The sequence below is a fragment of the Nonomuraea sp. B208 genome (assembly GCF_057536035.1).
Map to the genome: position 1 here is coordinate 692,636 of NZ_BAAJOU010000021.1, position 22,249 is coordinate 714,884.

Annotated in this window: 23 protein-coding genes; 12 read left to right on the forward strand and 11 right to left on the reverse strand. The window is 71.2% G+C overall.

Annotation, left to right across the window (positions count from 1 at the left end):
* The first annotated feature begins 14 nt into the window (after positions 1-14).
* Entirely contained in the window at positions 15-611 is a 597-nt protein-coding gene (locus tag AC27IY_RS20315; RefSeq protein ID WP_364463956.1) for a TetR/AcrR family transcriptional regulator, read from the forward strand.
* A 133-nt stretch (positions 612-744) separates the two neighbouring features.
* Here the strand turns inward: AC27IY_RS20315 and bldC are convergent, their stop codons facing one another.
* Together bldC and AC27IY_RS20325 are read right to left on the reverse strand one after the other, a co-directional pair.
* On the reverse strand, positions 745-948 hold the full coding sequence (bldC, locus tag AC27IY_RS20320) for a developmental transcriptional regulator BldC (RefSeq protein ID WP_013133571.1): 204 nt from the start codon (positions 946-948) through the stop codon (positions 745-747).
* 323 nt (positions 949-1,271) lie between these two features.
* The gene (locus AC27IY_RS20325; protein WP_329589124.1) at positions 1,272-2,138 is read right to left on the reverse strand and encodes a DUF8083 family protein; all 867 of its coding nucleotides are present in this window, start codon (positions 2,136-2,138) and stop codon (positions 1,272-1,274) included.
* 110 nt (positions 2,139-2,248) lie between these two features.
* Here AC27IY_RS20325 and AC27IY_RS20330 point away from each other — a divergent pair, with 110 nt between their 5' ends.
* Together AC27IY_RS20330 and AC27IY_RS20335 are read left to right on the forward strand one after the other, a co-directional pair.
* Complete coding sequence (locus AC27IY_RS20330; protein ID WP_371252627.1) at positions 2,249-3,328, forward strand: Leu/Phe/Val dehydrogenase; 1,080 nt, start codon at positions 2,249-2,251, stop codon at positions 3,326-3,328.
* Between the two features lie 150 nt (positions 3,329-3,478).
* Positions 3,479-3,700, forward strand: a complete 222-nt coding sequence (locus AC27IY_RS20335) for a DUF3073 domain-containing protein (RefSeq protein ID WP_329589128.1) — start codon at positions 3,479-3,481, stop codon at positions 3,698-3,700.
* A 95-nt stretch (positions 3,701-3,795) separates the two neighbouring features.
* Here the strand turns inward: AC27IY_RS20335 and AC27IY_RS20340 are convergent, their stop codons facing one another.
* Positions 3,796-4,662: an alpha/beta fold hydrolase gene (locus tag AC27IY_RS20340; RefSeq protein ID WP_487178853.1), complete on the reverse strand. Its 867-nt coding sequence runs from the start codon at positions 4,660-4,662 to the stop codon at positions 3,796-3,798.
* Positions 4,663-4,748: 86 nt separating this feature from the next.
* Between AC27IY_RS20340 and AC27IY_RS20345 the strand changes: the two genes are divergently transcribed.
* Positions 4,749-5,294, forward strand: a complete 546-nt coding sequence (locus AC27IY_RS20345; protein ID WP_487178854.1) for a CGNR zinc finger domain-containing protein — start codon at positions 4,749-4,751, stop codon at positions 5,292-5,294.
* A gap of 106 nt (positions 5,295-5,400) precedes the next feature.
* Here AC27IY_RS20345 and purM read toward each other — a convergent pair whose 3' ends face one another.
* From purM to AC27IY_RS20360, 3 genes are read right to left on the reverse strand one after another with little or no spacing between them, the layout of a single operon-like run.
* A complete protein-coding gene (purM, locus tag AC27IY_RS20350; protein WP_487178855.1) occupies positions 5,401-6,441 on the reverse strand; it encodes a phosphoribosylformylglycinamidine cyclo-ligase in 1,041 nt (346 codons plus the stop codon).
* Complete coding sequence (gene purF, locus AC27IY_RS20355; RefSeq protein ID WP_371252596.1) at positions 6,438-7,874, reverse strand: amidophosphoribosyltransferase; 1,437 nt, start codon at positions 7,872-7,874, stop codon at positions 6,438-6,440. Before purF ends, purM begins: the two co-directional genes overlap by 4 nt.
* Positions 7,875-7,925: 51 nt before the next feature.
* Entirely contained in the window at positions 7,926-8,672 is a 747-nt protein-coding gene (locus tag AC27IY_RS20360) for an SDR family NAD(P)-dependent oxidoreductase (protein ID WP_487178856.1), read from the reverse strand.
* 102 nt (positions 8,673-8,774) lie between these two features.
* Between AC27IY_RS20360 and AC27IY_RS20365 the strand changes: the two genes are divergently transcribed.
* On the forward strand, positions 8,775-9,446 hold the full coding sequence (locus AC27IY_RS20365) for an alpha/beta fold hydrolase (RefSeq protein ID WP_423451678.1): 672 nt from the start codon (positions 8,775-8,777) through the stop codon (positions 9,444-9,446).
* A gap of 9 nt (positions 9,447-9,455) precedes the next feature.
* On the opposite strand, the gene AC27IY_RS20370 is transcribed toward AC27IY_RS20365, so the two are convergent.
* Positions 9,456-9,881, reverse strand: a complete 426-nt coding sequence (locus AC27IY_RS20370; RefSeq protein WP_487178858.1) for a MarR family winged helix-turn-helix transcriptional regulator — start codon at positions 9,879-9,881, stop codon at positions 9,456-9,458.
* Positions 9,882-10,023: 142 nt separating this feature from the next.
* On the opposite strand from AC27IY_RS20370, the gene AC27IY_RS20375 reads away from it, so the two are divergent.
* On the forward strand, positions 10,024-10,896 hold the full coding sequence (locus AC27IY_RS20375; RefSeq protein ID WP_449950331.1) for a DUF4190 domain-containing protein: 873 nt from the start codon (positions 10,024-10,026) through the stop codon (positions 10,894-10,896).
* On the opposite strand, the gene AC27IY_RS20380 is transcribed toward AC27IY_RS20375, so the two are convergent.
* Complete coding sequence (locus tag AC27IY_RS20380) at positions 10,893-11,336, reverse strand: sterol carrier family protein (protein ID WP_423451676.1); 444 nt, start codon at positions 11,334-11,336, stop codon at positions 10,893-10,895. The two genes, AC27IY_RS20375 and AC27IY_RS20380, sit on opposite strands and share 4 nt — an antisense overlap.
* A gap of 126 nt (positions 11,337-11,462) precedes the next feature.
* Here AC27IY_RS20380 and AC27IY_RS20385 point away from each other — a divergent pair, with 126 nt between their 5' ends.
* The 4 genes from AC27IY_RS20385 (at position 11,463) to AC27IY_RS20400 (ending at position 16,871) form a co-directional block, all read left to right on the forward strand.
* Positions 11,463-13,511: a PhoX family protein gene (locus tag AC27IY_RS20385; protein WP_423477518.1), complete on the forward strand. Its 2,049-nt coding sequence runs from the start codon at positions 11,463-11,465 to the stop codon at positions 13,509-13,511.
* A gap of 35 nt (positions 13,512-13,546) precedes the next feature.
* Positions 13,547-15,427, forward strand: coding sequence for an ABC transporter ATP-binding protein (locus AC27IY_RS20390; protein ID WP_487178859.1), 1,881 nt, complete (start codon positions 13,547-13,549; stop codon positions 15,425-15,427).
* 691 nt (positions 15,428-16,118) lie between these two features.
* Positions 16,119-16,415 (forward strand): hypothetical protein, encoded by a 297-nt coding sequence (locus AC27IY_RS20395; protein ID WP_449950335.1) that lies wholly within the window; start codon positions 16,119-16,121, stop codon positions 16,413-16,415.
* Positions 16,416-16,466: 51 nt separating this feature from the next.
* Positions 16,467-16,871, forward strand: a complete 405-nt coding sequence (locus tag AC27IY_RS20400) for a hypothetical protein (RefSeq protein ID WP_487178860.1) — start codon at positions 16,467-16,469, stop codon at positions 16,869-16,871.
* A gap of 312 nt (positions 16,872-17,183) precedes the next feature.
* On the opposite strand, the gene AC27IY_RS20405 is transcribed toward AC27IY_RS20400, so the two are convergent.
* On the reverse strand, positions 17,184-18,605 hold the full coding sequence (locus tag AC27IY_RS20405) for an MFS transporter (protein WP_487178862.1): 1,422 nt from the start codon (positions 18,603-18,605) through the stop codon (positions 17,184-17,186).
* 73 nt (positions 18,606-18,678) lie between these two features.
* Between AC27IY_RS20405 and AC27IY_RS20410 the strand changes: the two genes are divergently transcribed.
* Both AC27IY_RS20410 and AC27IY_RS20415 read left to right on the forward strand, forming a co-directional pair.
* Positions 18,679-19,338 (forward strand): TetR/AcrR family transcriptional regulator, encoded by a 660-nt coding sequence (locus tag AC27IY_RS20410; protein WP_423452202.1) that lies wholly within the window; start codon positions 18,679-18,681, stop codon positions 19,336-19,338.
* Positions 19,335-20,081: a methylenetetrahydrofolate reductase gene (locus AC27IY_RS20415; RefSeq protein WP_487178864.1), complete on the forward strand. Its 747-nt coding sequence runs from the start codon at positions 19,335-19,337 to the stop codon at positions 20,079-20,081. The genes AC27IY_RS20410 and AC27IY_RS20415 overlap by 4 nt, the downstream gene beginning before the upstream one ends.
* Here AC27IY_RS20415 and AC27IY_RS20420 read toward each other — a convergent pair.
* Together AC27IY_RS20420 and AC27IY_RS20425 are read right to left on the reverse strand one after the other, a co-directional pair.
* A complete protein-coding gene (locus AC27IY_RS20420; protein ID WP_423477179.1) occupies positions 20,042-21,523 on the reverse strand; it encodes an MFS transporter in 1,482 nt (493 codons plus the stop codon). The two genes, AC27IY_RS20415 and AC27IY_RS20420, sit on opposite strands and share 40 nt — an antisense overlap.
* 44 nt (positions 21,524-21,567) lie before the next feature.
* Positions 21,568-22,230: a Crp/Fnr family transcriptional regulator gene (locus AC27IY_RS20425; RefSeq protein WP_344212873.1), complete on the reverse strand. Its 663-nt coding sequence runs from the start codon at positions 22,228-22,230 to the stop codon at positions 21,568-21,570.
* Positions 22,231-22,249: the final 19 nt, after the last annotated feature.

The following is a 22,249-nucleotide window of genomic DNA, read 5'->3' on the forward strand; positions in this document are numbered from 1 at the left end:
GGCGCAGGCTCAGCGTGGACCGTCGTCGCGAAGAGCTGATGGCGGCGGCTCTGGAGCTGTTCAGCACCCGCGACGCGGAGGATGTCTCGATCGACGACGTGGCGTCGGCGGCGGGCGCCTCGCGCGCCCTGGTCTACCACTACTTCGGCGGCAAGCAGGAGCTCTACGTGGCCGCGCTGAAGAGCGCGGCGGAGCAACTGGAGTCGCGGCTGCGGCCGCAGGGCGGCGGCCGGCCGCTGGACGACCTGGCCTCCGGGCTCGGCCGCTATTTCGACTTCGTCGAGGAGCACGCGGCCGGCTTCGCGGCGCTGCTGCGCGGCGGCCCCGCCAATCGTTCCGGCGAGGTCGGCGAGATCGTCGACGGCGTGCGGCGCCGGTTGTTCCGCCTCATCCAGGAGCAGATGGGGGTCGAGGAGCCCAGCCCGGTGCTGCGCGCGACCCTGCGCTCGTGGATCGCGTCCGTGGAGACGGCCGGTCTCGACTGGCTGGAGCACCGCGATCTCGAACGCCCCGCCCTCGAACGCATGCTCGTGGACCAGATGGTGGCGTTGCTCGGGGTCGCGGCCGGCTATGACGCCGACGTGGCCGCCCTGCTGGAGCGGCTGGCGTAGCGCGCCCGCGGGCAGGCCGAACGGGAAGGATGGCGCCGGGCGGGCGACGCCAACTCTTCGAGGTGGACCGGGCCCCAGTGCCGGCCTGGCCCACCCTTCACCCCCCTGAGGTTCGTGAAATGACGACCCTCGGTTACTCGGAACGCTGCTGCGGAATCCCCGCGAGCAGTGCCCGGACCTCCGTCTCCCGGTAACGCCGATGGCCACCGAGCGTGCGGATGGACGTCAACTTGCCCGCCTTGGCCCACCGCGTGACGGTCTTGGGGTCGACCCTGAACATGGTGGCGACCTCAGCGGGCGTAAGCAGTGGCTCGGCCTCGGGTGTACGAGCTGACATTTGTGCGGCCTCTCCTCCGTGTGGACCGGCTTCGCGATCCTGTGACTGCCGTTTGCGCGTGTCACGGATGTCCGCCTATGGCGCAGAGCGTGCGGCTTTTCTAAGCCATATGCGGCATCACCCGATGTGACCATACCGCCACGCAGAGCGATTGGCGAGCCCTTCTTTGACCCAACTGCCCGCCCCCGTGGCCATGTCACGCTCGGTGATTCTAGCGACACGTTTCGTGGTATCGCAGTGAAAACGGCAAACTACTCAGTTCGCAGAAGAGAGCAGCCGCGAGCCGTGACCTACTCATGCAGGTCAGACGGCCGTATTGGGGCTCAGTTGGCAGATTCCAGCTGTTGCATTGACTTCCACCGCAGGATGACCCGCTGATACATGGCGTAGGCAAGTTCTTCTTGACCCGTGTCCAGGCCCGTCAGGGCCGCCGCCATCTCCGCGACCGACTGGTCGGCCTGCAGCGCGTCGTCGTCCATCAGGTGCACCAGCCCGCCGTAGTCGAGCTCGACGAGGGAGTGCGGGTGGAACTCCTCCAGCCACCGGGCGATCTCCTCCACCTCGAAGCCGGCCGCGAGGTCGCCGAGGTGCTTGCGCAGGACGTTGAGCGCCCGCGCCGCCCGCCGCCTGGCCTGGGCCATGGAGGTGACGTAGATGAGGTTGCGCCCCGTAGCGGTCGTCTTCACATCCTGTCCAGGAACGGAGGAGCCGAGCACCAGCCAGCGCTCGTTCCCATCAAACGGCACGAACCACGACGGCGGGACGTGCCACGCCGTGGTGCGGATGTGCGTGCGCAACGCCGACGATCCGGCCTTCCGCTTGAACCGGTCGAAGTCGTCGGCGACTTGGTCGGCGACGTTGCGCGGGACGAGGTGGTCCATCAGCTTCTGCGGAGTGGCCCCACGCCGCCGTGAGAAGGCCAGCCAGGAGCGCAACCGGGTCTGCCAGGGGCAGACGTACAGGCGGTCCTCAACGCGGCGTAGATAGGCGTTGGGGCTCTCCTGGGCGGGAACGGGTTGAGGGGGCACGCCGAGCAGGCGCATCACCGACTCGTCGTGCTCCGCACTGAGCGCGTTGGCGCGGCGCGGGCGGTCGCGTGAGTCGGCGTAGTCGGCCCACACCTTGCGCTCGGACTCGGCGAACGCGGTCAGTGGCTCATAGACGCGGAGGTAGGCGGCATAGGGCAGCACGGAGGAATCGTGTCACGAAGCGAACCTCCATCGCATCGTTCCGCCGTCACTACAGTGTCAGTGTGATCTCCGTCGCGAAGATGCGGCGGACCGGACAGGGAGTCACCACCGTGACCGACGTCTTCGGCTCGTCCCACAAGGACGTGCATGAGCAGGTCGTCTTCTGCGCCGACGAGCAGAGCGGCCTGCGCGCCATCATCGCCATCCACAACACCGCGCTCGGGCCGGCGCTGGGTGGCACACGTTTCTATCCCTACGAGAGCGAGCAGGCGGCTCTCGCCGACGTGCTCAACCTGGCCAAGGGCATGGCGTACAAGAACGCCCTCGCCGGCCTCGACCACGGCGGCGGCAAGGCCGTCATCATCGGCGATCCCGCCAAGGACAAGAGCGAGGCGCTGCTGCGCGCGTACGGCAGGTTCGTCGAGTCGCTGGGCGGGCGCTACTACACCGCCTGCGACGTCGGCACCTACAGCGAGGACATGGACGTCATCGCCCGGGAGTCACGCTTCGTGACCGGCCGCACCCTCGCGCACGGCGGCGCCGGCGACTCCTCCATCCTCACCGCGTACGGCGTCTTCCAGGGCATGCGCGCCTCGGCCGAGCTGGTCTACGGCACGCCGTCGCTGCACGGCAGACGGGTGGGCGTCGAGGGCGTGGGCAAGGTCGGCCACCGCCTGGTCGAGCTGCTGCGCGAGGACGGCGCCGAGGTCGTGGTCTGCGACGTCGACCCCAAGGCCGTCGAGCGGCTGCGGGTCCGCCACCCCGAGGTCGAGGTGGTGGCCGACGCGGCGGCGCTGAAGGCGGCCGACCTCGACGTGTTCTCGCCGTGCGCGCTCGGCGGGGCGCTCGACGACACGACGGTGGCGGCGCTGCGCGCGAAGATCGTCTGCGGCGCGGCCAACAACCAGCTCGCCCACGCCGGGGTCGAGAAGCAGCTCGCCGAGCGCGGCATCCTCTACGCGCCCGACTACGTGGTCAACTCGGGCGGCGTGATCCAGGTGGCCGACGAGATCGGCGGCTTCGACATGGAGCGGGCGCGGGCCAAGGCCGCCCAGATCTACGACACGACTTCGAAGATCTTCCGAATCGCTGCCGAGGAGGGAGTTCCTCCCGCCGTCGCAGCGGATAGGCTAGCGGAGCGCAGAATGTCGGAAGTCGGGCGTATTAGGGCCATTTGGCTCGGCCAGTGACGCCCCCCGCCCATCCGACGTACCGAGCTGGGCACAAAACAGGTACGGTAATAGGCGAACGATAGGCTGACGTCCAAAGTCAGGCGGCGTCAGTGTGTGGTGCGTTAGCGACGAGGGGTCGGGGACGACCCCGACGAGGGGGTCGAGCCAATGGGGCGCGGCCGAGCAAAGGCCAAGCAGGTCAAGGTTGCTCGCCAGCTGAAGTACAACAGCGGTGGCACGGATCTTGACCGTCTTCGCGACGAACTCGGGGTCGGAGACTCCAGCAATGACGACGCCGACGACCGCAATGACGAGCTGGCGGATCGCTATGCCGATTACGCCGACGACTACGGCGCCGATGACGACGACCGTCCGTCCGGCCGCCGATAGGCGCACTCTGGATTGACACATGACCGAGGGCCCGGCGTTCGCGCCGGATCCTCGGCTCATGCGCGTCGGGCCCCACGGGTGACCGTGGGGCTTCGTCATGCCCGCGCGGCGTCGAGTTCGCCGTCGCCTTCGGCGTCGAGTTCGCCGAGGAAGCGGGCGATCAGCGGGGCGATCTCCGGCAGTCTCTCCTCCAGCGCGAAGTGCCCGGTGTCCAGCACGTACACCTCGGCCTCCGGCACGTCACGCCGGTAGGCGTGCGCGCCCGCCTCCGGGAAGAACGCGTCGCCCCGTCCCCAGAGCACCAGCGTGGGCGGGCGGTGCTCGCGCAGCCACTCCTGCCAGGCCGGATAGAGCTTCACGTTGTTCGGGTAGTCGCGGGCGAGCGCGAGCTGGGCCTCCTTGCGTCCGGGCAGGTCGAGGAAGTGCTGGTCGAGGGTCCAGCCGTCGGGCGCGACCCGTGACGGGTCGGCGGCGCCGTCCTCGTACTGCGAGCGGGTGACCGCGAGGGTGAACAGCTCGGCGGGCGGCTCGGCGATGGTCCGGCGGGCCTGGTCCGACAGGCCCTCCTCGTAGGCGTTGGCGTTCTGGACGATGAGCGCGGCGATCCATTCGGGGTGCCGCTGGGCCACCCGGAAGCCGACCGGGCCGCCGAAGTCGAAGGCGTACCAGGCGAAGCGGGTCAGGCCGAGGGCCTGGACGAACCCCTCCACGACGTCGGCGAGGCCGTCGAAGGAGTAGACGAAGCCGTCGGGGACGCGGGTGTGCCCGAAGCCCGGGTAGTCCGGGGCGATCAGCCGGAACCGGCCGCCCAGCGCGTCCATGAGCCGTCTGTACTGGTGCGAGGCGGACGGGAAGCCGTGCAGCAGGAGCACGGGCAGGGCGTCGCGCGGGCCCGTCTCGCGGTAGAAGACCTGCACGCCGGCCACGTCCACGAACCCGTGCCGCACCTCGGGGATGTCCATCACTAATGCCTCTTTCGCTCGAAGATGCATTAGTTATAGCCATGCGACAGCTAACGGGTCAATCGCCAGATGTAGCATTAGGTCCTATGGAGTTGCTGATCGGCGAGCCGCTGGCGCTGGACCTGCTCAACACCCGCACCCGCGACCTCGACGTCCTCGACACGCCCGGCGACTTCCAGACGTGGCTGGCCCGCCAGGCCGGGCGGCTCGACCCGCCGTCCGGGCCGCTCGGGCCGGAGGGGCTGGCCGCCGTACGGCGTCTGCGCGGGAACGTGGCGGCGGCGCTCGACGCCGTGCGCGCGGGAGAATCGCCCCCTGCGGCGGCGCTGGCCGCGATCAACGAAGCCGCCCGCGCGGCCCCCGCGCACCGGGTGCTGGAGTGGCACGACGGCGGCCCGCGCGTGCGTGCGGAACGTGACGGTGACGCCCCGGCCGCGCTGCTCGCGCAGCTCGCCGAGGCCGCCGTCGAGCTGCTCGCCGACCCGGCGGCGGGTCGCGTGCGCGGCTGCGAGGGGCCCGGTTGCCTGCTGCTCTTCCTGCCCGCGCACCCTCGCCGCCGCTGGTGCTCGCCCGACCTGTGCGGCAACCGGGTGCGGGTGGCCCGGCACTACCGGCGGCGCAAGGAGGCGTGAGCCCCGGCGGTCGGCGGCAGGGCGTGAGCCCCGGCGGTCAGCGGCAGCGGGCCTGGGGCCGGTCAGCGGTGGCGGACCGGCCGGTCACCGGTGGCGAACCGGTCGGTCAGCGGTAGCGGGCCTGGCCGGAGCCCTCGACGATCTCGCCCAGCACCCAGGCCGGCAGCCCGCGCTCGGCGAGCAGGCGCAGTGCCGCGTCGGCCGCGTCGGCCGCGACCACGGCGGCCATGCCGACGCCCAGGTTGAACGTACGGTCCATGTCCTGCTGCGCCACCCGGCCGTGACCCGCCAGCACCTCGAAGATCGGCGGCGGCGTCCAGGACGAGCGGTCGAGCACCGCGTCGAGGCCGGACGGCAGCGAGCGGGACAGGTTGCCCTCGACGCCGCCCCCGGTGATGTGCGCGTAGGCGTGGACCTCGACGGAGCGGGCCAGCTCCAGGCAGTCGAGCGAGTAGATGCGGGTCGGCTCAAGCAGCTCCTCGCCGAGCGGGCGGTCCAGCTCGGGCAGCTCCGCGTCGAGCGACAGCCCGGCCTCCCGAAGGACGTGGCGGACCAGGGAGTAGCCGTTGGAGTGGACGCCGGAGGAGGCGAGGCCCAGCACGACGTCGCCCGCGCGCACGCGGTCGGGGCCGAGCAGCGCGTCGGCCTCCACGACGCCCGTGCCGGCGCCGGCGAGGTCGTACTCGTCGGCCTCCATCGCGCCCGGGTGCTCGGCCGTCTCGCCGCCCACGAGCGCCGCCCCGGCCAGCCGGCAGCCCTCGGCGACGCCGCCCACGATCTCGGCGACCCGCTCGGGCACCACCTTGCCGCAGGCGATGTAGTCGGTCATGAACAGCGGCTCGGCCCCGCACACCACGAGGTCGTCGAGGACCATGCCGACGAGGTCGATGCCGATCGTGTCATGCTTGCCGTAGCGCTGGGCGATCATCACCTTGGTGCCCACGCCGTCGGTCGAGGTGGCGAGCAGCGGCCGCCGGTAACGCAGCAGCGCCGAGGCGTCGAACAGGCCGGCGAAGCCGCTGGCGTCGTCGACGACCTCGGGCCGGCGCGAGCGCGCGACCTTGTCCTTCATCAGGTCGACGGCCCGCTCGCCGGCGGCGATGTCGACGCCCGCGGCCTCGTAGGTGCTCGCTGTGCGCTCGCTCACGCCTTGCTCTCCAAAACGAACTTGCCGACGTTGTCCTGGTCGATCGCGATCGGGTATTCGCCGGTGAAGCAGGCCCGGCACAGGCGCTCGGCCGGCAGCGTGGTGGCCTTCGTCAGGCCCTCCAGCGAGATGTAGCCGAGCGAGTCGGCGCCGAGCGAGGCCCGGATCTCCTCGACCGTGAGCGAGCCCGCGATCAGCTCGGCGCGGGTGGCGAAGTCGATGCCGTAGAAGCACGGCCAGGCGACCGGCGGCGAGGAGATGCGTACGTGCACCTCGCGCGCCCCCGCCTCGCGCAGCATCTTGACGATGGCCCGCTGGGTGTTGCCGCGCACGATCGAGTCGTCCACGACGACCAGGCGCTTGCCCTCGACGACCTCGCGCAGCGGGTTGAGCTTCAGCCGGATGCCGAGCTGGCGGATGGTCTGCGACGGCTGGATGAAGGTGCGGCCGACGTAGGAGTTCTTGACCAGGCCCTGCCCGTAGGGGATGCCGCTCTCCTCGGCGTAGCCGACGGCGGCCGGGGTGCCGGACTCGGGGGTGGGGATGACGAGGTCGGCCTCCACCGGGTGCTCGCGGGCCAGCACGCGGCCCACCTCGACCCGGGTGACCTGGACGCCGCGCCCGGCGATCGTGGTGTCGGGGCGGGCGAGGTAGACGTACTCGAACAGGCAGCCCTTGGGCTCGGCCAGCGCGAAGCGGCGCGAGCGGACGCCGCGCTCGTCGATGGTGAGCAGCTCGCCGGGCTCGATCTCGCGGACGAACGTGGCGCCCACGATGTCGAGCGCCGCCGTCTCGGAGGCGACCACCCAGCCGCGCTCCAGTCGGCCGAGCACCAGCGGGCGGATGCCCTGCGGGTCGCGGGCCGCGTAGAGCGTCTTCTCGTCCATGAACACCAGCGAGTAGGCGCCCTTGACCTGCGGCAGCAGCTCGGCGGCGGAGTCCTCGATGCTGCGGGTGCGGTCCTGCGCGAGCAGCGTGGTCAGGACCTCGGTGTCGGTGGTGGCCCTGGTGGACCCCGGCGCGAGGCGCTCGGCCAGCACCGGGGTGTTGATCAGGTTGCCGTTGTGTGCGAGCGCGAGCCCGCCGACCTCGGTGGAGCTCAGCGTGGGCTGCGCGTTCTCCCACACGCTCGATCCGGTCGTGGAGTAGCGGCAGTGGCCGATGGCCAGGTGGCCGCGCAGGGTGCCCAGCACCGACTCGTCGAAGACCTGGGAGACCAGACCCATGTCCTTGTAGACGAGAATGCGGCTGCCCTCGCTGGCCGCGATGCCCGCGGACTCCTGGCCGCGGTGCTGCAACGCGTACAGCCCGTAGTAGGTGAGCTTGGAAACTTCCTCGCCTGGTGCCCAGACGCCGAAGACGCCGCAGGCGTCTTTAGGCGCGCGGTCTTGGGGGTCCAGGTCATGGCCGAGCCGGCCGTCGCCCTTCAGCACATGGTTCAGTCTAGGTCGGCGTCTTCCGTGCTCGCGCATCCGGGTCGGTCATCACATCGCGTGCGATGACCTGCCCGCATTCGAGCCGTCGCGGACCAGCTCGCCCGTCACGTTGCGGTTGGCGGCCGAGCCGAGGAAGACGATCAGCGCGGCCATGTCGTCGGCCGTGGAGAGCCGGCGGCTCGGCGTGCGGGCGGCGATCTCGTCGAGCACGGACTGCGGGATCGGCCGCCGGGTGTCGGTGAGCGTGAGGCCGGCGACCGCCACGTTGACCAGGATGCCGTCCCTGCCCGCCTCCCAGGCGAGCGCGCGGGCCATGCCGTGCAGGGCCATCTTGGCGGTGCCGTACGGGCCGGGGCCGGGCACGCCCTCCTCGGCGACCCCCGAGGAGACGAACACGATCCGGCCGAACCCCCGCCGCCGCATCTCCGGCAGCACGCCCTGGACGAGCAGCGCGTTGCCGACGACGTTGGCGTGCATGGCCGCGGTCCACTCGGCGGCGGGCACGTCCTCGAACGGCATGCCGCCGGGCATGACGCCGCCCCAGCGGACGGCGTTGGCCACCAGCGCGTCCACGGGCCCTGCCTGGGCGACGGCGGCGGCGATGGTGGCGTGGTCCGTCAGGTCGAGGTGGACGGCCGCCGCCTCGCCGCCTTCCGCCTCGATGCGCTTGACCACCTCGGCCGCGCGGTCGGGGCCGGTGTTGTAGGTGAGGGTGACGCGGGCGCCGGTCCTGGCGTACGCGAGGGCGGTGGCGGCGCCGATGCCGGACGATCCGCCCGTGATGAGGACGTGCATCTGTGAGCTCCTTGATTAGTCGGCTAATTAGCCAGCTAATCAGAAGGAGGTGTGCGGAGCAAGCCGGGAATCAGCGTCGGCGGGGCCTCGTTCACGCCTTGCATGACGACCTTCGTTCTCGTCCCCGGCGGCTGGCGCGGCGGCTGGTATTTCTCCGAGCCGGCCGACCGGCTGCGCGCCGCCGGACACCGGGCGCTGACCGTCACCCCCACCGGCGTCGGTGACCGCGCCCATCTGAGCTCCGCCACCGTCAATCTCGACACGCACATCGACGACGTGCTCGGCGTGCTCGCCGGCGAGCAGGTCAGGGACGCCGTTCTCGTCGGGCACAGCTACGGCGGCATGGTGATCACCGGTGCCGCCGACCGCGCCCCTTCCGGCGTGGTGCGCCGGCTGGTCTACGCCGACGCGTACGTGCCCGAGGACGGCCAGTCCTGCTGGGACCTGACCACCGACGCCTACCGCAGGCTGTTCCTGGAGGGCGCGGCGGCGGACGGGTTCGCGGTCCAGCCGCCTCCGGGCAGGGACCCGCGCGTGACCGCGCACCCGCTGGCCTCCTTCCTCCAGCGGATCCGGCTGGACGCGGGCGGCCTGCGCGACGTCGAGATCCGGGACTACGTGTATCTGTCCGGGTGGGACGGCACGCCGTTCACCGCCGTCCGTGACCGGCTGGCCGGCGACCCGGACTGGCGGGTCCACACCCTGGACAGCGGCCATGACGTGTGGCGGGACGCTCCCCGGGAGTTCCTGGAGATCCTTCTGCTCGGCGAATAGCGGCCCCGCTCACCGGTCAGGGCGGCGACGCGCGGGCCGGGCGCGGATCAGGCGCGACAGGACGTCGCGTTCGGTGGCGTCGAGGCCGCGCTGCAGGTCCTCGTCCAGCTCGCGCCAGATCCGCTCCACGGGGTCGCGCAGGGCCTTGCCCGCCTCGGTCAGGCGCACGCGGATGAGACGCGGGCGGTCGGGGTCGGGGGAGCGGTGGACGAAGCCGGCGCGTTCGAGGCGCTGGAGGGTCTTCGTGACCGTGGGCGGCTCGACGCCGAGGCGGGCGATCAGCTCGCTCTGGGTCAGGCCGTCCTCGCGCCAGAGCTGGTTGAGCAGCATCTCCTGTCCCGCGTGCAGCCCGAGCGGCACCAGGGCGGCGGCGAGCTGGTTGCGCTGCCGCTTCACGAGGCTGATCAGTGCGTACGACAGGGTCTCGTCCAGCATGCCCTCATCTTGCCCGCCGCGTGCGGGTTGGGCGCATGGTGACCCAAGGATGAGCGCGCTTTTGCCGTGTCGCGTGGTTGGGCGGACGGCCTCCGCGACAGGGTGAAGTGTCCGGAATGCAGACTGGTCGGGAGGCGCAGACGTGACCACATCCGGCGATCCGAACGTCCCGCGGCGCGAGGAGGGATCCGACGCTTCCGAGCCGTACGAGGGGGAGGAGCCCATCGCCCCCGCGCCGCCCGTCGTGCCCCCGCCCCACGAGCCGCCGCACGAGCCGCCGCGCGGGCCCGTGGGGGAGCCCCGGCACCCCGACCTGCCCACGTCACCCGAGACCCCGGAGCCATCCGTGGGCGCGGGATCGGGGGAGGACGCGGAGGAGACGCAGGCGTTCCCCGTGCCGGGCGCGACGCCCGCCTACCCGGGCTGGGAGAGCGCCCCGCGGGAGGAGCCGCCGCCCAGGCCCACGCCCTCCCGGTACGAGCAGCCGCCCGAGGGCCGCCCCTCTGGCCCGCAGCACCCTTACGGCGGCTACGGGCCCTCCGGAGGGGGCGGCGAGGTCCCGCCCGCCGGGCCGCCGCCGGGGCAGCCCGTCCCCGGCACCAGCCCGTCCAGCCCGTACGGCGGCCCGCCCGGCTACAACCCGCCCTCCTACGGCTATCCGGGCGCCCCCTACCAGTACGGAGGCCAGCCGCCGCCCCCGGACCGCACCGGCAACGGCCTGGCCACGGCCTCGCTCGTGCTCGGTGTGGCCAGCCCTTTCCTGGTGTTCGTCTGCTTCACCGGCCTGATCACCGCGATCCTGTCGATCGTGTTCGGCTGCGTGGCCCTCGCGCGGAAGGCGGGCAAGGGCCGGGCCGTCGCCGGGATCGTGATCAGCGCGCTGTCCCTGATCCTGTTCGCGATCGTGGCGATCTGGTTCTGGAACGTCGTGCAGGACTGCGCCCACCTGACCGGCCAGGCGGCCGACCGCTGCTTCGAGGAGCGGTTCCCCTGGATGAAGGGCAGCAGGGGCTAGTCACCCAGGGGCAGGTGCGCTGACAGGTCGGCGCGGGAGCCGCTGGCCGAGACCGCGCCTTTGGCCACGGCCTCCTCCCAGGTCAGCCGCCCGACGGCGAGCTCGATCCAGGTGCGCCCGTCGGTCTCGACCACGTTGGGCGGCGTGCCGCGGGTGTGGCGCGGGCCGGGGATCGCCTGGACGGCCGCGTACGGCGGCACGCGTACCTCGACGGTCCTTCCGGGGGCGGCGGTGGCGAGGCGGTCGAGGAGGTGGCGTACGGCCTGCCTGGCGGCGTCGCGCTCGGGGGTGAGCCCGCGGTCGTAGGCGGCCAGCACGGCCGCGACGAGCGCGCCGGGCAGGGCGGCGGCGGGCCCGTCGTACGGGGGTTCGTCCAGGGCGACGAGCTGCGCGTCGAGAGCGGCTCTCAGTTTCTCCGGGTCCAGCTTACGAGGTGGCACCCCGCCATTGTCTCCCGAGAGCGTTCACCGGGACGGAGGTCGTCGTTCACCTCGGGTTTCGTCGCCGACCGTAACCTCCCGAACGGTACAGACGCGCACATACATGGAGGATCTGTGGCGAACCTCATGGGGGACGGGCGGCGACCGCTGCTGCCGCTGCTCTCCACCCCGCACAAAGGCGGCCGTTCCGCGTTGACCTGCCGGTTCCGATGTGGGGACGCGTGCGCGCACGACGTGGCCAACACCTCGGACAACGCCTACTTCGGCGACGTGGTGCGTGAGGCGATCTCGCGTCGCGGGGTGCTGCGGGCCGGCGCGCTCGGCGCGCTGGTGGCGGGCGTGGGCGTGGCGGGAGCGGCCCCGGCCTTCGCCGACAAGCCGGGGAACGCGCCGGGCCCGCAGGGTGGCGGCAATCTGGCGTTCACCCCTGTGGCGCCGAACACCGAGGACGCGCTGACGATCCCCTCCGGTTACCGCTCCTCCGTGGTCGTCCGCTGGGGCGACCCGGTGCTGCCCGACGCGCCGGCCTTCGACTTCGACAACCAGACGGCCGACGCGCAGGCCAAGCAGTTCGGCTACAACTGCGACTACGTGACGCTGCTGCCGCTCGGCAACGACCGCGCGCTGCTGTGGGTGAACCACGAGTACACCGACGAGAGTCTCATGTTCCGCGGCTACACGGGCGGGGCCGCCGCGACCGAGGAGCAGATCAGGATCGCCCTCGCCGCGCACGGCGGCTCGGTCGTGGAGGTCGAGCGCGCGGGCGGCACCGGCGAGTGGAAGCTGGTCACCAAGGGCCGCCGCCGCTACAACCGGCGCATCACCGCTCAGACGCCCATGAAGTTCACCGGCCCGGCCGCGGGCAGCGACCTGCTCAAGACGGCCGCCGACCCCAAGGGCGTCCAGCCGGTCGGCATGCTGAACAACTGCTCGGGCGGCACCACCCCGTGGGGGACCGTGCTGACCGCCGAGGAGAACGTCGACCAGTACTTCGTCAACGGCGACAAGGTCCCCGAGGCGCAGAAGCCGTACATCACCCGCTACACCATCACCACCGGCACCCCGTCGAGCAGCCGGCGCTTCGACCGCGTCGAGGAGCGCTTCGACCTGGCCAAGCACCCGAACGAGGCCAACCGGTTCGGGTGGATCGTGGAGATCGACCCGTTCGACCCGGACTCCACGCCGATCAAGCGCACGGCGCTCGGCCGCTTCAAGCACGAGGCCGCCACCACGACGCTGTCCCGCGACCGGCGCCTGGTCGTCTACATGGGCGACGACTCACGCTTCGAGTACATCTACAAGTTCGTCTCGAAGAACCGCTACAACCCGGGCAACGACCGGCACAACCGGACGCTCCTGGACGAGGGCACCCTGTACGTGGCCAGGTTCACCGGCAACAGCCCGGCCGCCGAGCTCGACGGCTCCGGCAAGCTGCCCTCCGACGGTGCCTTCGACGGCTCGGGCGAGTGGATCCCGCTGGTGTCGGGCGACCGGTCGTACGTGGAGGGCATGACCGCCCAGGAGGTGCTGGTCTACACCCGCGTGGCCGCCGACAAGGCAGGCGCGACGAAGATGGACCGCCCCGAGGACATGGAGCGCAACCCGGTCACCGGGGGCGTCTACGTGGCGCTCACCAACAACAGCAACCGCACGGCCGCCCAGGTGGACGAGGCCAACCCGCGCCCGTCCAACAAGCACGGCCACGTGCTGGAGCTGGTGGAGAAGCGCGACGACGCGGCCGCGACGACGTTCGCCTGGTCGGTGCCGCTGGTCTGCGGCGACCCCGCCGACCCGGCGACGTACTTCGCCGGCTACGACAAGAGCAAGGTCTCGCCGATCTCGTGCCCGGACAACGTCACCTTCGACCGTGACGGCAACCTGTGGATCTCCACGGACGGCAACGCGCTCGGCTCCAACGACGGCCTGTTCGTCATGCCGGTGCGCGGCAAGGAGCGGGGCCACCTGCGGCAGTTCCTGACCGTGCCGGTCGGCGCTGAGACCTGCGGCCCGCTGGTGACCGAGGACCAGCGCAGCGTCTTCGTGGCCGTGCAGCACCCGGGCGAGCTCGACGGCGCCACGCCCGACAAGCCGGCCAGCCGCTGGCCCGACGGCGACCAGCCGCGCCCGGCCGTGGCCGTGGTCTGGCACGGCAGGAACAAGAAGATCGGCGCTTGACCTCAACATAACTTGAGGCAATAGCGTCCCATGCCATGAGCATGGAGATGACGGCCTGGCACCAGCTGTACTCGATGAACGACCAGCGGGAGCGTCGCCGCCTGTCGCGGGCGACGCTCCGGCGCATCGGCGGCTTCGCCCGGCCCCACCGGGCGAAGCTCGCCCTGTTCGTGCTGCTCAGCGTGGTGCTGGCGGGCCTCGCGGTGGCCGCGCCGCTGCTCGCGGGCCGGGTCGTGGACGCGATCTTCAACGCCGAGCCGTTCGGCGTGGTGGTCGCGGTGGCGGTGGCCATCGCCGGGATCGCGGTCGCCGAGGCGGGGCTCGGGCTGGTCAACCGGTGGCTGTCGGCCGGCATCGGCGAGGACCTGATCCTCGGGCTGCGCACCGCCGTCTTCGACCACGTGCAGCGGATGCCGATCGCCTTCTTCACCAGGACCCGTACCGGCGCGCTGGTCAGCAGGCTCAACAACGACGTGATCGGGGCGCAGCGGGCGTTCACCGACACCCTGTCCGGCGTGGTCGGCAACCTCGTGACGCTGGCGCTGACGCTCACCGCCATGATCGGCATCTCCTGGCAGATCACGCTGCTCGCGCTGCTGCTCCTGCCGGTGTTCGTGCTGCCCGCGCGGCGCATGGGGACGCGCGTGGCCCGGCTGCGCCGCGAGGCGGCCGACCACAACGCCGCGATGGGCACCCAGATGACCGAGCGCTTCTCCGCGCCGGGCGCGACGCTGGTCAAGCTGTTCGGCCGGCCCGACCGCGAGTCGGCCGAGTTCGCCGCGCGGGCCCGCCGGGTCCGCGACATCGGCGTGCGCTCGGCCATGACCCAGTCGGCCTTCGTCACCGCGCTGACCCTGGTCTCCGCGCTCGCCCTGGCCCTTGTGTACGGCCTCGGCGGCTTCTACGCCCTGCGCGAGCAGCTCCAGCCCGGCGCGGTCGTCGCGATGGCCATGCTGCTCACCCGCCTGTACGCCCCGCTGACCGCCCTCGCCTCCGCCCGCATGGACATCATGAGCGCGGTCGTCAGCTTCGAGCGCGTCTTCGAGGTCCTGGACCTCAAGCCGCTCATCCAGGAACGGCCCGGCGCGCGCGAGGTCCCGGCCGGGCCGGTCGCCGTCGAGTTCGACGACGTGCGCTTCGTCTACCCCTCGGCCGACAAGGTCTCGCTGGCCTCGCTGGAGGCGGTCGCCGTGCTCGACTCGCGCGGCGGCGAGGAGGTGCTGCACGGGATCTCGTTCCGTGCCGAACCCGGGCAGGTCGTCGCGCTCGTCGGCTCCTCGGGCGCGGGCAAGTCCACGATCGCCCAGCTCCTGCCCCGCCTGTACGACGTCGACTCAGGCGCGGTCCGGCTCGGCGGCGTGGACGTGCGCGAGCTGTCGTTCGACTCCATCCGCGACACCCTGGGCCTGGTCACCCAGGACGGCCACCTCTTCCACGAGACGATCCGGGCCAACCTGCTCCTCGCCCGCCCCGAGGCGACCGAGGACGAGCTGTGGGACGCGCTCACCCGGGCCCGCCTCGCCACCCTCATCGCCTCGCTGCCGGACGGCCTCGACACGGTGGTGGGCGAGCGCGGCTACCGCCTGTCGGGCGGCGAGCGTCAGCGGCTCACGATCGCCCGCCTGCTGCTGGCCCAGCCCCGGGTGGTGGTCCTGGACGAGGCCACGGCCGCGCTCGACGCGACCTCCGAGGCCGCCGTGCAGGCCGCGCTCGGCGAGGCCCTGGCGGGCCGGACCGCCGTGGTCATCGCCCACCGCCTGTCCACGATCCGCGCCGCCGACCTCATCCTGGTCGTCGAGGACGGCCGGATCGTCGAACGGGGCACCCACGCCGAGCTCCTGGCCGCCGGCGGCCGCTACGAGGAGCTCTACCGCACCCAGTTCGACGACCCCACGACCGCCGAGGCGTTCGCCTAACTGGCTGTCGCGATCAGCGCCGCCGGGGCCAGTGCCTGGGACGCCACCGCTGGGTCGCCGACGAGCGAACGGTCTCCTGGCTGGCCGGCTGCCGCCGACTCACCGAATGAGTCACTGTCTAAGGCCCGCACGTGCTCCCGTCGTGGATCCGTGGTTGACGGTGTTCTACCGACCTGCCGACCTACACGCCCGACCTCGACTCGGCGGATGGTGTGGTCGCACCTCAAACGCGGCCTGGGGCCGACGCAAGCAGATGCAGTACCGCGCCGGCCTCCTGGGCGCCTTCCTGGCACACATCGGCCTGATCTTGAACCCAAGATCGACATGAAAGCTCAAATTTGACTATCTGTACTCAGAATGAAAAGCACTCCTGGACGCCGCCTGCGACAGGAATATTTGGGCTGGACCTGCCGGATCGCTTCCGCGATGAGTGAGCGATGCACCGCTCGGCCATCCGAGCCGCCCTCCACGTAGCCGTTCGGCGATCCGTGCATTGATACGCAGGGGTAGGCAGTCTGGACCCAGTCCCACGTGAGGACGAACTTGTGCTGCGCCCAGACGTTGCCGAGGAGGCCGCCACTGCCCACCCGGGCAACTACTCTCAAGGCACCAGCTTCAGCGGCTAGCCCGCGCGCCTGAATGAAGTGTCCGAACATGAGGGGGCCAAATGTCGCCTCCGGAAGAGGTGGACATGCGAGCAAAACGCGCTGTGAAAGTGGTCGCGCAGATTGCAGCAGGGGCCGGCCTCCTCATGTTCTGGGTCAACTTCATCCTGGCTGCTCCTCTCGCTCTGATCGGGCTAGTTCTTGCGCTCATTGAGACCCGGAGGAACGCCGGCCGCACCAGTATCTACTCTCGTTGGGTGACGGCGATCTGCCTCGTTGTCCTCGTGGCCGTGGCGATTCGCTGGTATCTCTCGTCCCCAATGGAATACGTCATCAATCCGGCTCCACGGCCAGGCGATCCCATTCCCGAGCCCGCGAACTAGTCCAGTCTCCAGAAGACACGCCGTAGCATGCGGCCGAAAGGAAGACTGAATATGCGGATCTCGATCCAGCGCCTTCTCGTACCTGCGGCAGGAGTAACGGCAGTCCTGGGGCTGGCCGCGCTACTTCCGATAACCGCGGCGAGTGCGACGTCCCTCGCCCCCAGCTGCTATTCCGTGACAACCGGCATCGGGTCCGTCAAGGAGGGCGCGGACTCGAAGTGCTCCAACACCGTCGACGGATACGTCCACAAGGTCCGTATTACGTGCGAGGTCAACAACCAAGGCTACCACTACACGTTGGACGGCCCATGGAAGCTCGTCGGAACGGCCACGAGTGATATCTCCAGAGCAGTCTGTGATTGGTGGGATCCCATGACGTGGCATCAGTCGATCGTCGCCGCCGTAGACACGCTCTCCAGCGAAGAACAGGCCGAGCTGTTGGGCAATGCATCCTGAGCCACGCTGACGGCGCTCGGTACCGTCGCCGCTCAGGCCCAGGTGGAGTCCGTCCCCCCGACAGCTGAGTTCCGTTCCAGGACGTCGATGCTCCTGGACGGCGCTCGGATCCGTGTGGGCGCTCGGATCGTGCGACGTCTTTGGCACGATCACCCCTAGAGATCAGTGACAGCCGGACGGCACCGGACGCATGAAGAAGCCCTTGACCGGCGTTCCCGCTGGTCAAGGGCGCTTTATCGCGGGTCGAAGACGGTGCCTCCGGCAGGATTCGAACCTGCGGCACCCGCTTCAGGCCAGGTCGAACGCGCCCTCCTAGGCGGCGCCGTGCCCGGCGGTCGCGGGGGCGGCGGCGCGGGGCTCGTCGGCCGCCGGGGTGCGGCGGGTGCGGAGGGCCCAGAGGGCGACCGGGATGGCGGACAGCATCACGACCGCCGCGATGACCAGCGTGAACCGGTACGCGTCGAGGAAGGCGGCCAGCGCGGGCAGGCCGCTCGCGCTCTGCCGGGAGCTGAGGATCGCCCCCAGGACGGTGATGCCGAGCAGGCCGAAGACCTCGCGCGAGACGTTCAGCATGCCCGAGGCCACGCCGGCGCGCCCGGCGGGCATGCTGTTCAGTACGGCCGCGGTGAGCGGCACGAGCAGGCCCGCGCCGAGGCCGTACAGGATGAACCACGGGCCGACGTCGGCGTAGCCGGCCTCGCCGCCGACGCCGGAGAGCAGGTAGACCGCCGACCCCATCAGGGCCAGGCCGAGCGCGACCGTCGGGCCGAGGCCGAACAGTCGGGTCGCCCGCTGCGACAGCAGCGCGACGACGGCGGTGACCAGGGCCATCGGCACGAACGAGCTGCCCGCCTCCGTGGGGGAGAAACCGAGCACGTTCTGCAGCCACAGGGCGCTGAAGAAGTAGATCCCGAACACCCCGAACGACCAGATCCCGCTGGTCAGCAGCCCGCCGCTGAACACCCGCGACCGGAACAGCGACAGCACGAGCATCGGCTCGGCCGCCCGCGACTCGATCACCAGGAACGCCACGGCCGCCACCGCGGCCACCCCGAACGCGGCCAGGATCTCCGGGGAGGTCCAGCCGGCCGCGTCGCCCTCGATCAGCCCGTACGTCAGCGCGACCAGCGCCAGCGCCGAGGTCACCAGCCCCGGGACGTCCAGGCTGTGCCGCCGCCCACGCGGGGACGGCTTGATCGCCCAGAGCGCGAGCCCGACCGTGGCCACCCCGATCGGCACGTTGACCAGGTAGATCCAGCCCCAGTGCAGGTTCTCGCTGATGAACCCGCCGGTGACCGGCCCGAGCGCCATGGACAGCGCCCCCGTCGCGCTCCACACGCCCACGGCCCGCCCGCGCTCGCCGGGGTCGGGGAAGATCTGCCCGATCAGCGCCAGCGCCGTGGGGGTGAGCAGCGCGGCCCCCACGCCCTGCGCGGCCCTGGCCGTGATCAGCATGCCGCCGCTCGTGGCCAGCCCGGCGGCCAGCGACGAGACGGTGAAGACCGCGAGGCCGGCCAGGAACACCCGCCGGGCCCCGAACACGTCCGCCAGTCGCCCGCCGACCAGCATGAGCCCCGCGAAGACCAGGATGTACGAGCTCACGATCCACTCCAGCCCGGAGACGGTCAGCCCGAGCTCCCGCTGGATCGTGGGCAACGCCACATTGCCCACGTTGTTGTCCAAATAGGTCATGAAGGTGCCCAGAGTCACCGCGACCAACGCCCACCACCGCATGGCGACGCCTTCCTGTACGCCGTACTTGTACGACGTACAGTTCAGCTTGTACGGCGTATAGTTGTCAACCGTGATGGGAAAACTGACCGCGCAGGCGATCGCGGTGCGCGCCCTGGAGATCGGCGACGCCGAAGGACTCGACGCCGTGACGATCAGACGCCTGGCCACCGAGCTGGGCGTGACGCCGATGGCCCTCTACTGGCACTTCAAGAACAAGGACCAGCTCCTCGCGGGCATGGCCGACCACCTCATCGCCGGCTTCGCGCCGAAGCCCGCCGACCAGCGCCCGTGGCAGGAACAGCTCCGCGACCTCATGGTCGGGCTGATCCGCACGCTGCGCACGCATCCCTGCGCGAGGAGCGTCATCGAGCAGGTGGACGTCATCACCGTCCCCAACTTCCTGGCCGTGTGGAACCAGGCGCTCGGCGTCGGCCGCGAGGCCGGGTTCAACGGTGACGAGAGCTGCCTCATCAGCCGCTACCTGCTCAACAGCGCCATCGCCATCGCCGACGCCCCCGCGCACCACCGCGCGGGCCGCGAGGCCGCCTCCGCCGTCCAGGCCAAGCTCATCGGCCTGCAGTCGGTGCCGGTCGAGACCTATCCGCACATCGTGGAGATGGCCGTGCCCCTGGTCGAGGGCCCGGACCCCGCGCTCTACGACACCTTCGGCGTCGATCTCGTCCTGGCGGGCATCGAAGCCCTGGCCGCCCGGCGGCTAGGGTCGTCTTCGTGACCTTCGAGCTGATCTGCGAGATCGAACCCCCCACCAAGCCCGATCTGAAGCACGTCAGGCACCAGATCGGCACCATGAGCACGATCGCCCACTCCTTCCTCATCCCCGACAACCACATCGGCCGCGCGACCGTGTCGAGCGTGGCCGTGGCGCACGAGGTCGAGGCGATGGGCGGGCGTGGCATCGCCTGCCTCAACTCCCGCGACCGCAACCTGCTCGGCTTCCGTCGCGACCTGCTGACCGCCGCCGCGTACGGGGTCGACCAGTTCCTGTTCGTCTACGGCGACAAGCCGACGAGCGGCAACCGGACCAGCGACCTCACCGTGCGCTCGATGATCGAGGAGGCGCGGGCGTTCTCGCCGGACCTCCGGCTCGGCGCGGCGGCCGGGCTGCGCTCCCTGCCGGCCTGGAAGCACACGGCCGACTTCCTGTTCCTCCAGGTCAGCTACTCGGTGGAGGCCCAGCTCCGGTGGCGTGAGGAGCATCCGGCGGACGCGCCGGTCTACGCCGGGGTGATGGTCCTCGCCAGCGAGCGCCACGCCCGCACCCTGGCCTCCGCGATCCCCGACATCGGCATCCCCGACGACCTCGTCAGGCGGGTGGCGGCCGACCGCATGGCGGGCGTCGAGGCCGCCTGCGAGCAGGTGCTCGCGCTGCGCGAGTCGGGCGCGTTCGCCGGGGTGCACCTCATCCCGGTCTCCCGCTACCGCGACGTCGAGTCCAGGCTCTCCGCCCTGCTCTGACCGTCCTGACGGCCCCGCGCCAGCGCCGCCAGCAGCGCGCCCGCCACGGCGACCGCGAACAGCACCGCGTACGCCCGCTGGAAGCCGTCCATGAGCTGCCCGACGGCGACGGGGGAGAGCGTGGACAACGTTCCCGCGTACACCTGGGCGCGCAGTTCCGGCCCCACGGAGGCGGTCACCACGCTGAGCGACAGGCCGACGCTGATCACGACCCCGACGTTCATGATCATGATGCGGAAGCCGTTGACCACGCCCAGGCTGCCGCTCGGCAGCGCCGCCATGACCTGCGTGGTGTTGCCGGTCAGGAACGTGCCGCTGCCGCACCCGGCCACGAACAGGCCGATCCCGGTCACCCAGTACGGCGTGGCCGGATCGGCCGTCAGCATCAGCGTCCCGAGCCCCAGCGCGCTGAGCGTCGCCCCGCCGATCGACAGCGCGTACGGCGACACCCGCCGCCCCAGCAGCCCCACCAGCGGCGAGGCCAGCCCGATCCCGACCGGCACCGGCAGCACGCTGAGCCCCGCCGCGAACGCGTCCAGCCCCCGCGCGGCCTGGAAGTACAGCGCCACCACGAGGATCAGCGCCGAGCGCGCGAGCGCGTTGCAGAACGAGGCCGCGTTCGCGTACGCCAGCAGCCGCCCGCCGAACAGCCGCAGGTCAAGCACCGGGTTCGGGGCCCGCCGCTCGGCCAGCACGACGAGCGGCACCAGCAGCACGAACAGCCCGGCCCCTGCCAGCACCACCGGGCTCGACAGCCCGCGCGAGCCCGCCTCCGACAGCGCCAGCAGCAGCGCCGACAGCGCGGCGAACAGCAGCACGTTGCCCGGCGCGTCCACCGGCTCGCGCGGCCCCCGTGGCATCTTGCGCAGGATCGCCGCGCCCCAGCCGAGCGCGAGCAGCCCGGCGGGGACGTTCACCCAGAAGATCCACTGCCAGCCGGCCGTCTCGGCGATGAGGCCGCCGACCGTGGGCCCGGCCAGCTGCGCCACCGAGAGCGTGCCGATGTAGACGCCCATGCCCTGGCTCAGCCGCTCGGGCGGGAAGGCGTCGGTGATGATCACGGTGCCGTTCGCCAGGATCATCGCCGAGCCGACCGCCTGCACGACGCGCATCGCGATGAGGAACCCCACATCCGGCGACAGCCCCGCGAGCAGCGAGGCCAGCGTGAACAGGGCGAACCCCGCTAAATACACCTCCCGCCTGCCCAGCAGGTCGGCCACCCGGCCGAAGAACACCAGGCTCGCCGTGTTGACCAGGAGGAACGACAGCAGGATCCAGCCGGACTCCGTCGGCCCGGCCGCGAAGTGCCGCACGACGGTGGGTAAGGCCACGTTGAGCGTGCTGCCGGCGATGCCGATGAGGACGAGCCCCAGACTGGTGACCGAGCACGCCTTCCAGGCGTAGCGGAGGCGGTTGTCGTCTTGGGGGGTGACCGCGACCATGCTCCCACTATGACGTACGACGTACGTCCGATTTGGTGGGGGTGTTACCTGGCGCGCTTTCTGAGGCCGTCGAGGTCGTGGATGACCACCCGCCGCCGCCCGGTCTCGATCAGGCCCCGGTCGCGTAGCGTGCGCAGCGCCTTGCTGACCGCCTCCCGCGACGCGCCGGTCCAGCCCGCCAGCTCGTCCTGCGACAGCGGCAGCGCCACGCGCACCCCGCCGTTGGTCTTCTCGCCGTACCGCTCGGCCAGCTCGATCAGGCGGGTCGCGACCCGGCCGGTCGTGTCGTAGGCGCCGTACTCGATGCGCTTCCTGTCGGAGTCGCGCAGCCGGCCGGTGACGAGCTTCATGAGCAGCACCGCGATCCGCCCGTGGGCCTCCAGGAACGCCTGGAAGTCGCGCACCACGATGCCGCTGATCGGCTCCAGCGCGGTGACCGTGGCCGAGCGCGGCGAGCCGTCGATGGCGGACATGTCGCCCAGCAGCCCGCCGGGCCCGCGTACGGCCAGCACCACCTCGGTGCCGCCGCTCGTGTGGGAGGACACCTTGACCCGGCCGTCGAGCAGCACGAGCACCCAGTCGGCGACGTCGCCCTCGTTCATCACCGCGGTGCCGCGATCCCAGCGGCGCAGCCGCCCGGCGGCGCGCAGGGCCTGCGCCTCCTCGTCGGTGAGCATGGACAGGAACTCGCCTGGCTCTGGCTCCATGCGCCCGATTATGTCGGTA

Excerpts from the sequence above, each read along its gene's own strand:
- bldC (WP_013133571.1), bottom strand. The coding sequence starts at position 948 with ATGTCAGCTCGTACACCCGAGGCCGAGCCACTGCTTACGCCCGCTGAG.
- AC27IY_RS20335 (WP_329589128.1), top strand. The coding sequence starts at position 3,479 with ATGGGGCGCGGCCGAGCAAAGGCCAAGCAGGTCAAGGTTGCTCGCCAG.
- AC27IY_RS20340 (WP_487178853.1), bottom strand. The coding sequence starts at position 4,662 with ATGGACATCCCCGAGGTGCGGCACGGGTTCGTGGACGTGGCCGGCGTG.
- AC27IY_RS20345 (WP_487178854.1), top strand. The coding sequence starts at position 4,749 with ATGGAGTTGCTGATCGGCGAGCCGCTGGCGCTGGACCTGCTCAACACC.
- AC27IY_RS20360 (WP_487178856.1), bottom strand. The coding sequence starts at position 8,672 with ATGCACGTCCTCATCACGGGCGGATCGTCCGGCATCGGCGCCGCCACC.
- AC27IY_RS20365 (WP_423451678.1), top strand. The coding sequence starts at position 8,775 with ATGACGACCTTCGTTCTCGTCCCCGGCGGCTGGCGCGGCGGCTGGTAT.
- AC27IY_RS20370 (WP_487178858.1), bottom strand. The coding sequence starts at position 9,881 with ATGCTGGACGAGACCCTGTCGTACGCACTGATCAGCCTCGTGAAGCGG.
- AC27IY_RS20385 (WP_423477518.1), top strand. The coding sequence starts at position 11,463 with ATGGGGGACGGGCGGCGACCGCTGCTGCCGCTGCTCTCCACCCCGCAC.
- AC27IY_RS20390 (WP_487178859.1), top strand. The coding sequence starts at position 13,547 with ATGAGCATGGAGATGACGGCCTGGCACCAGCTGTACTCGATGAACGAC.
- AC27IY_RS20395 (WP_449950335.1), top strand. The coding sequence starts at position 16,119 with ATGCGAGCAAAACGCGCTGTGAAAGTGGTCGCGCAGATTGCAGCAGGG.
- AC27IY_RS20400 (WP_487178860.1), top strand. The coding sequence starts at position 16,467 with ATGCGGATCTCGATCCAGCGCCTTCTCGTACCTGCGGCAGGAGTAACG.
- AC27IY_RS20405 (WP_487178862.1), bottom strand. The coding sequence starts at position 18,605 with ATGCGGTGGTGGGCGTTGGTCGCGGTGACTCTGGGCACCTTCATGACC.
- AC27IY_RS20410 (WP_423452202.1), top strand. The coding sequence starts at position 18,679 with ATGGGAAAACTGACCGCGCAGGCGATCGCGGTGCGCGCCCTGGAGATC.
- AC27IY_RS20420 (WP_423477179.1), bottom strand. The coding sequence starts at position 21,523 with ATGGTCGCGGTCACCCCCCAAGACGACAACCGCCTCCGCTACGCCTGG.
- AC27IY_RS20425 (WP_344212873.1), bottom strand. The coding sequence starts at position 22,230 with ATGGAGCCAGAGCCAGGCGAGTTCCTGTCCATGCTCACCGACGAGGAG.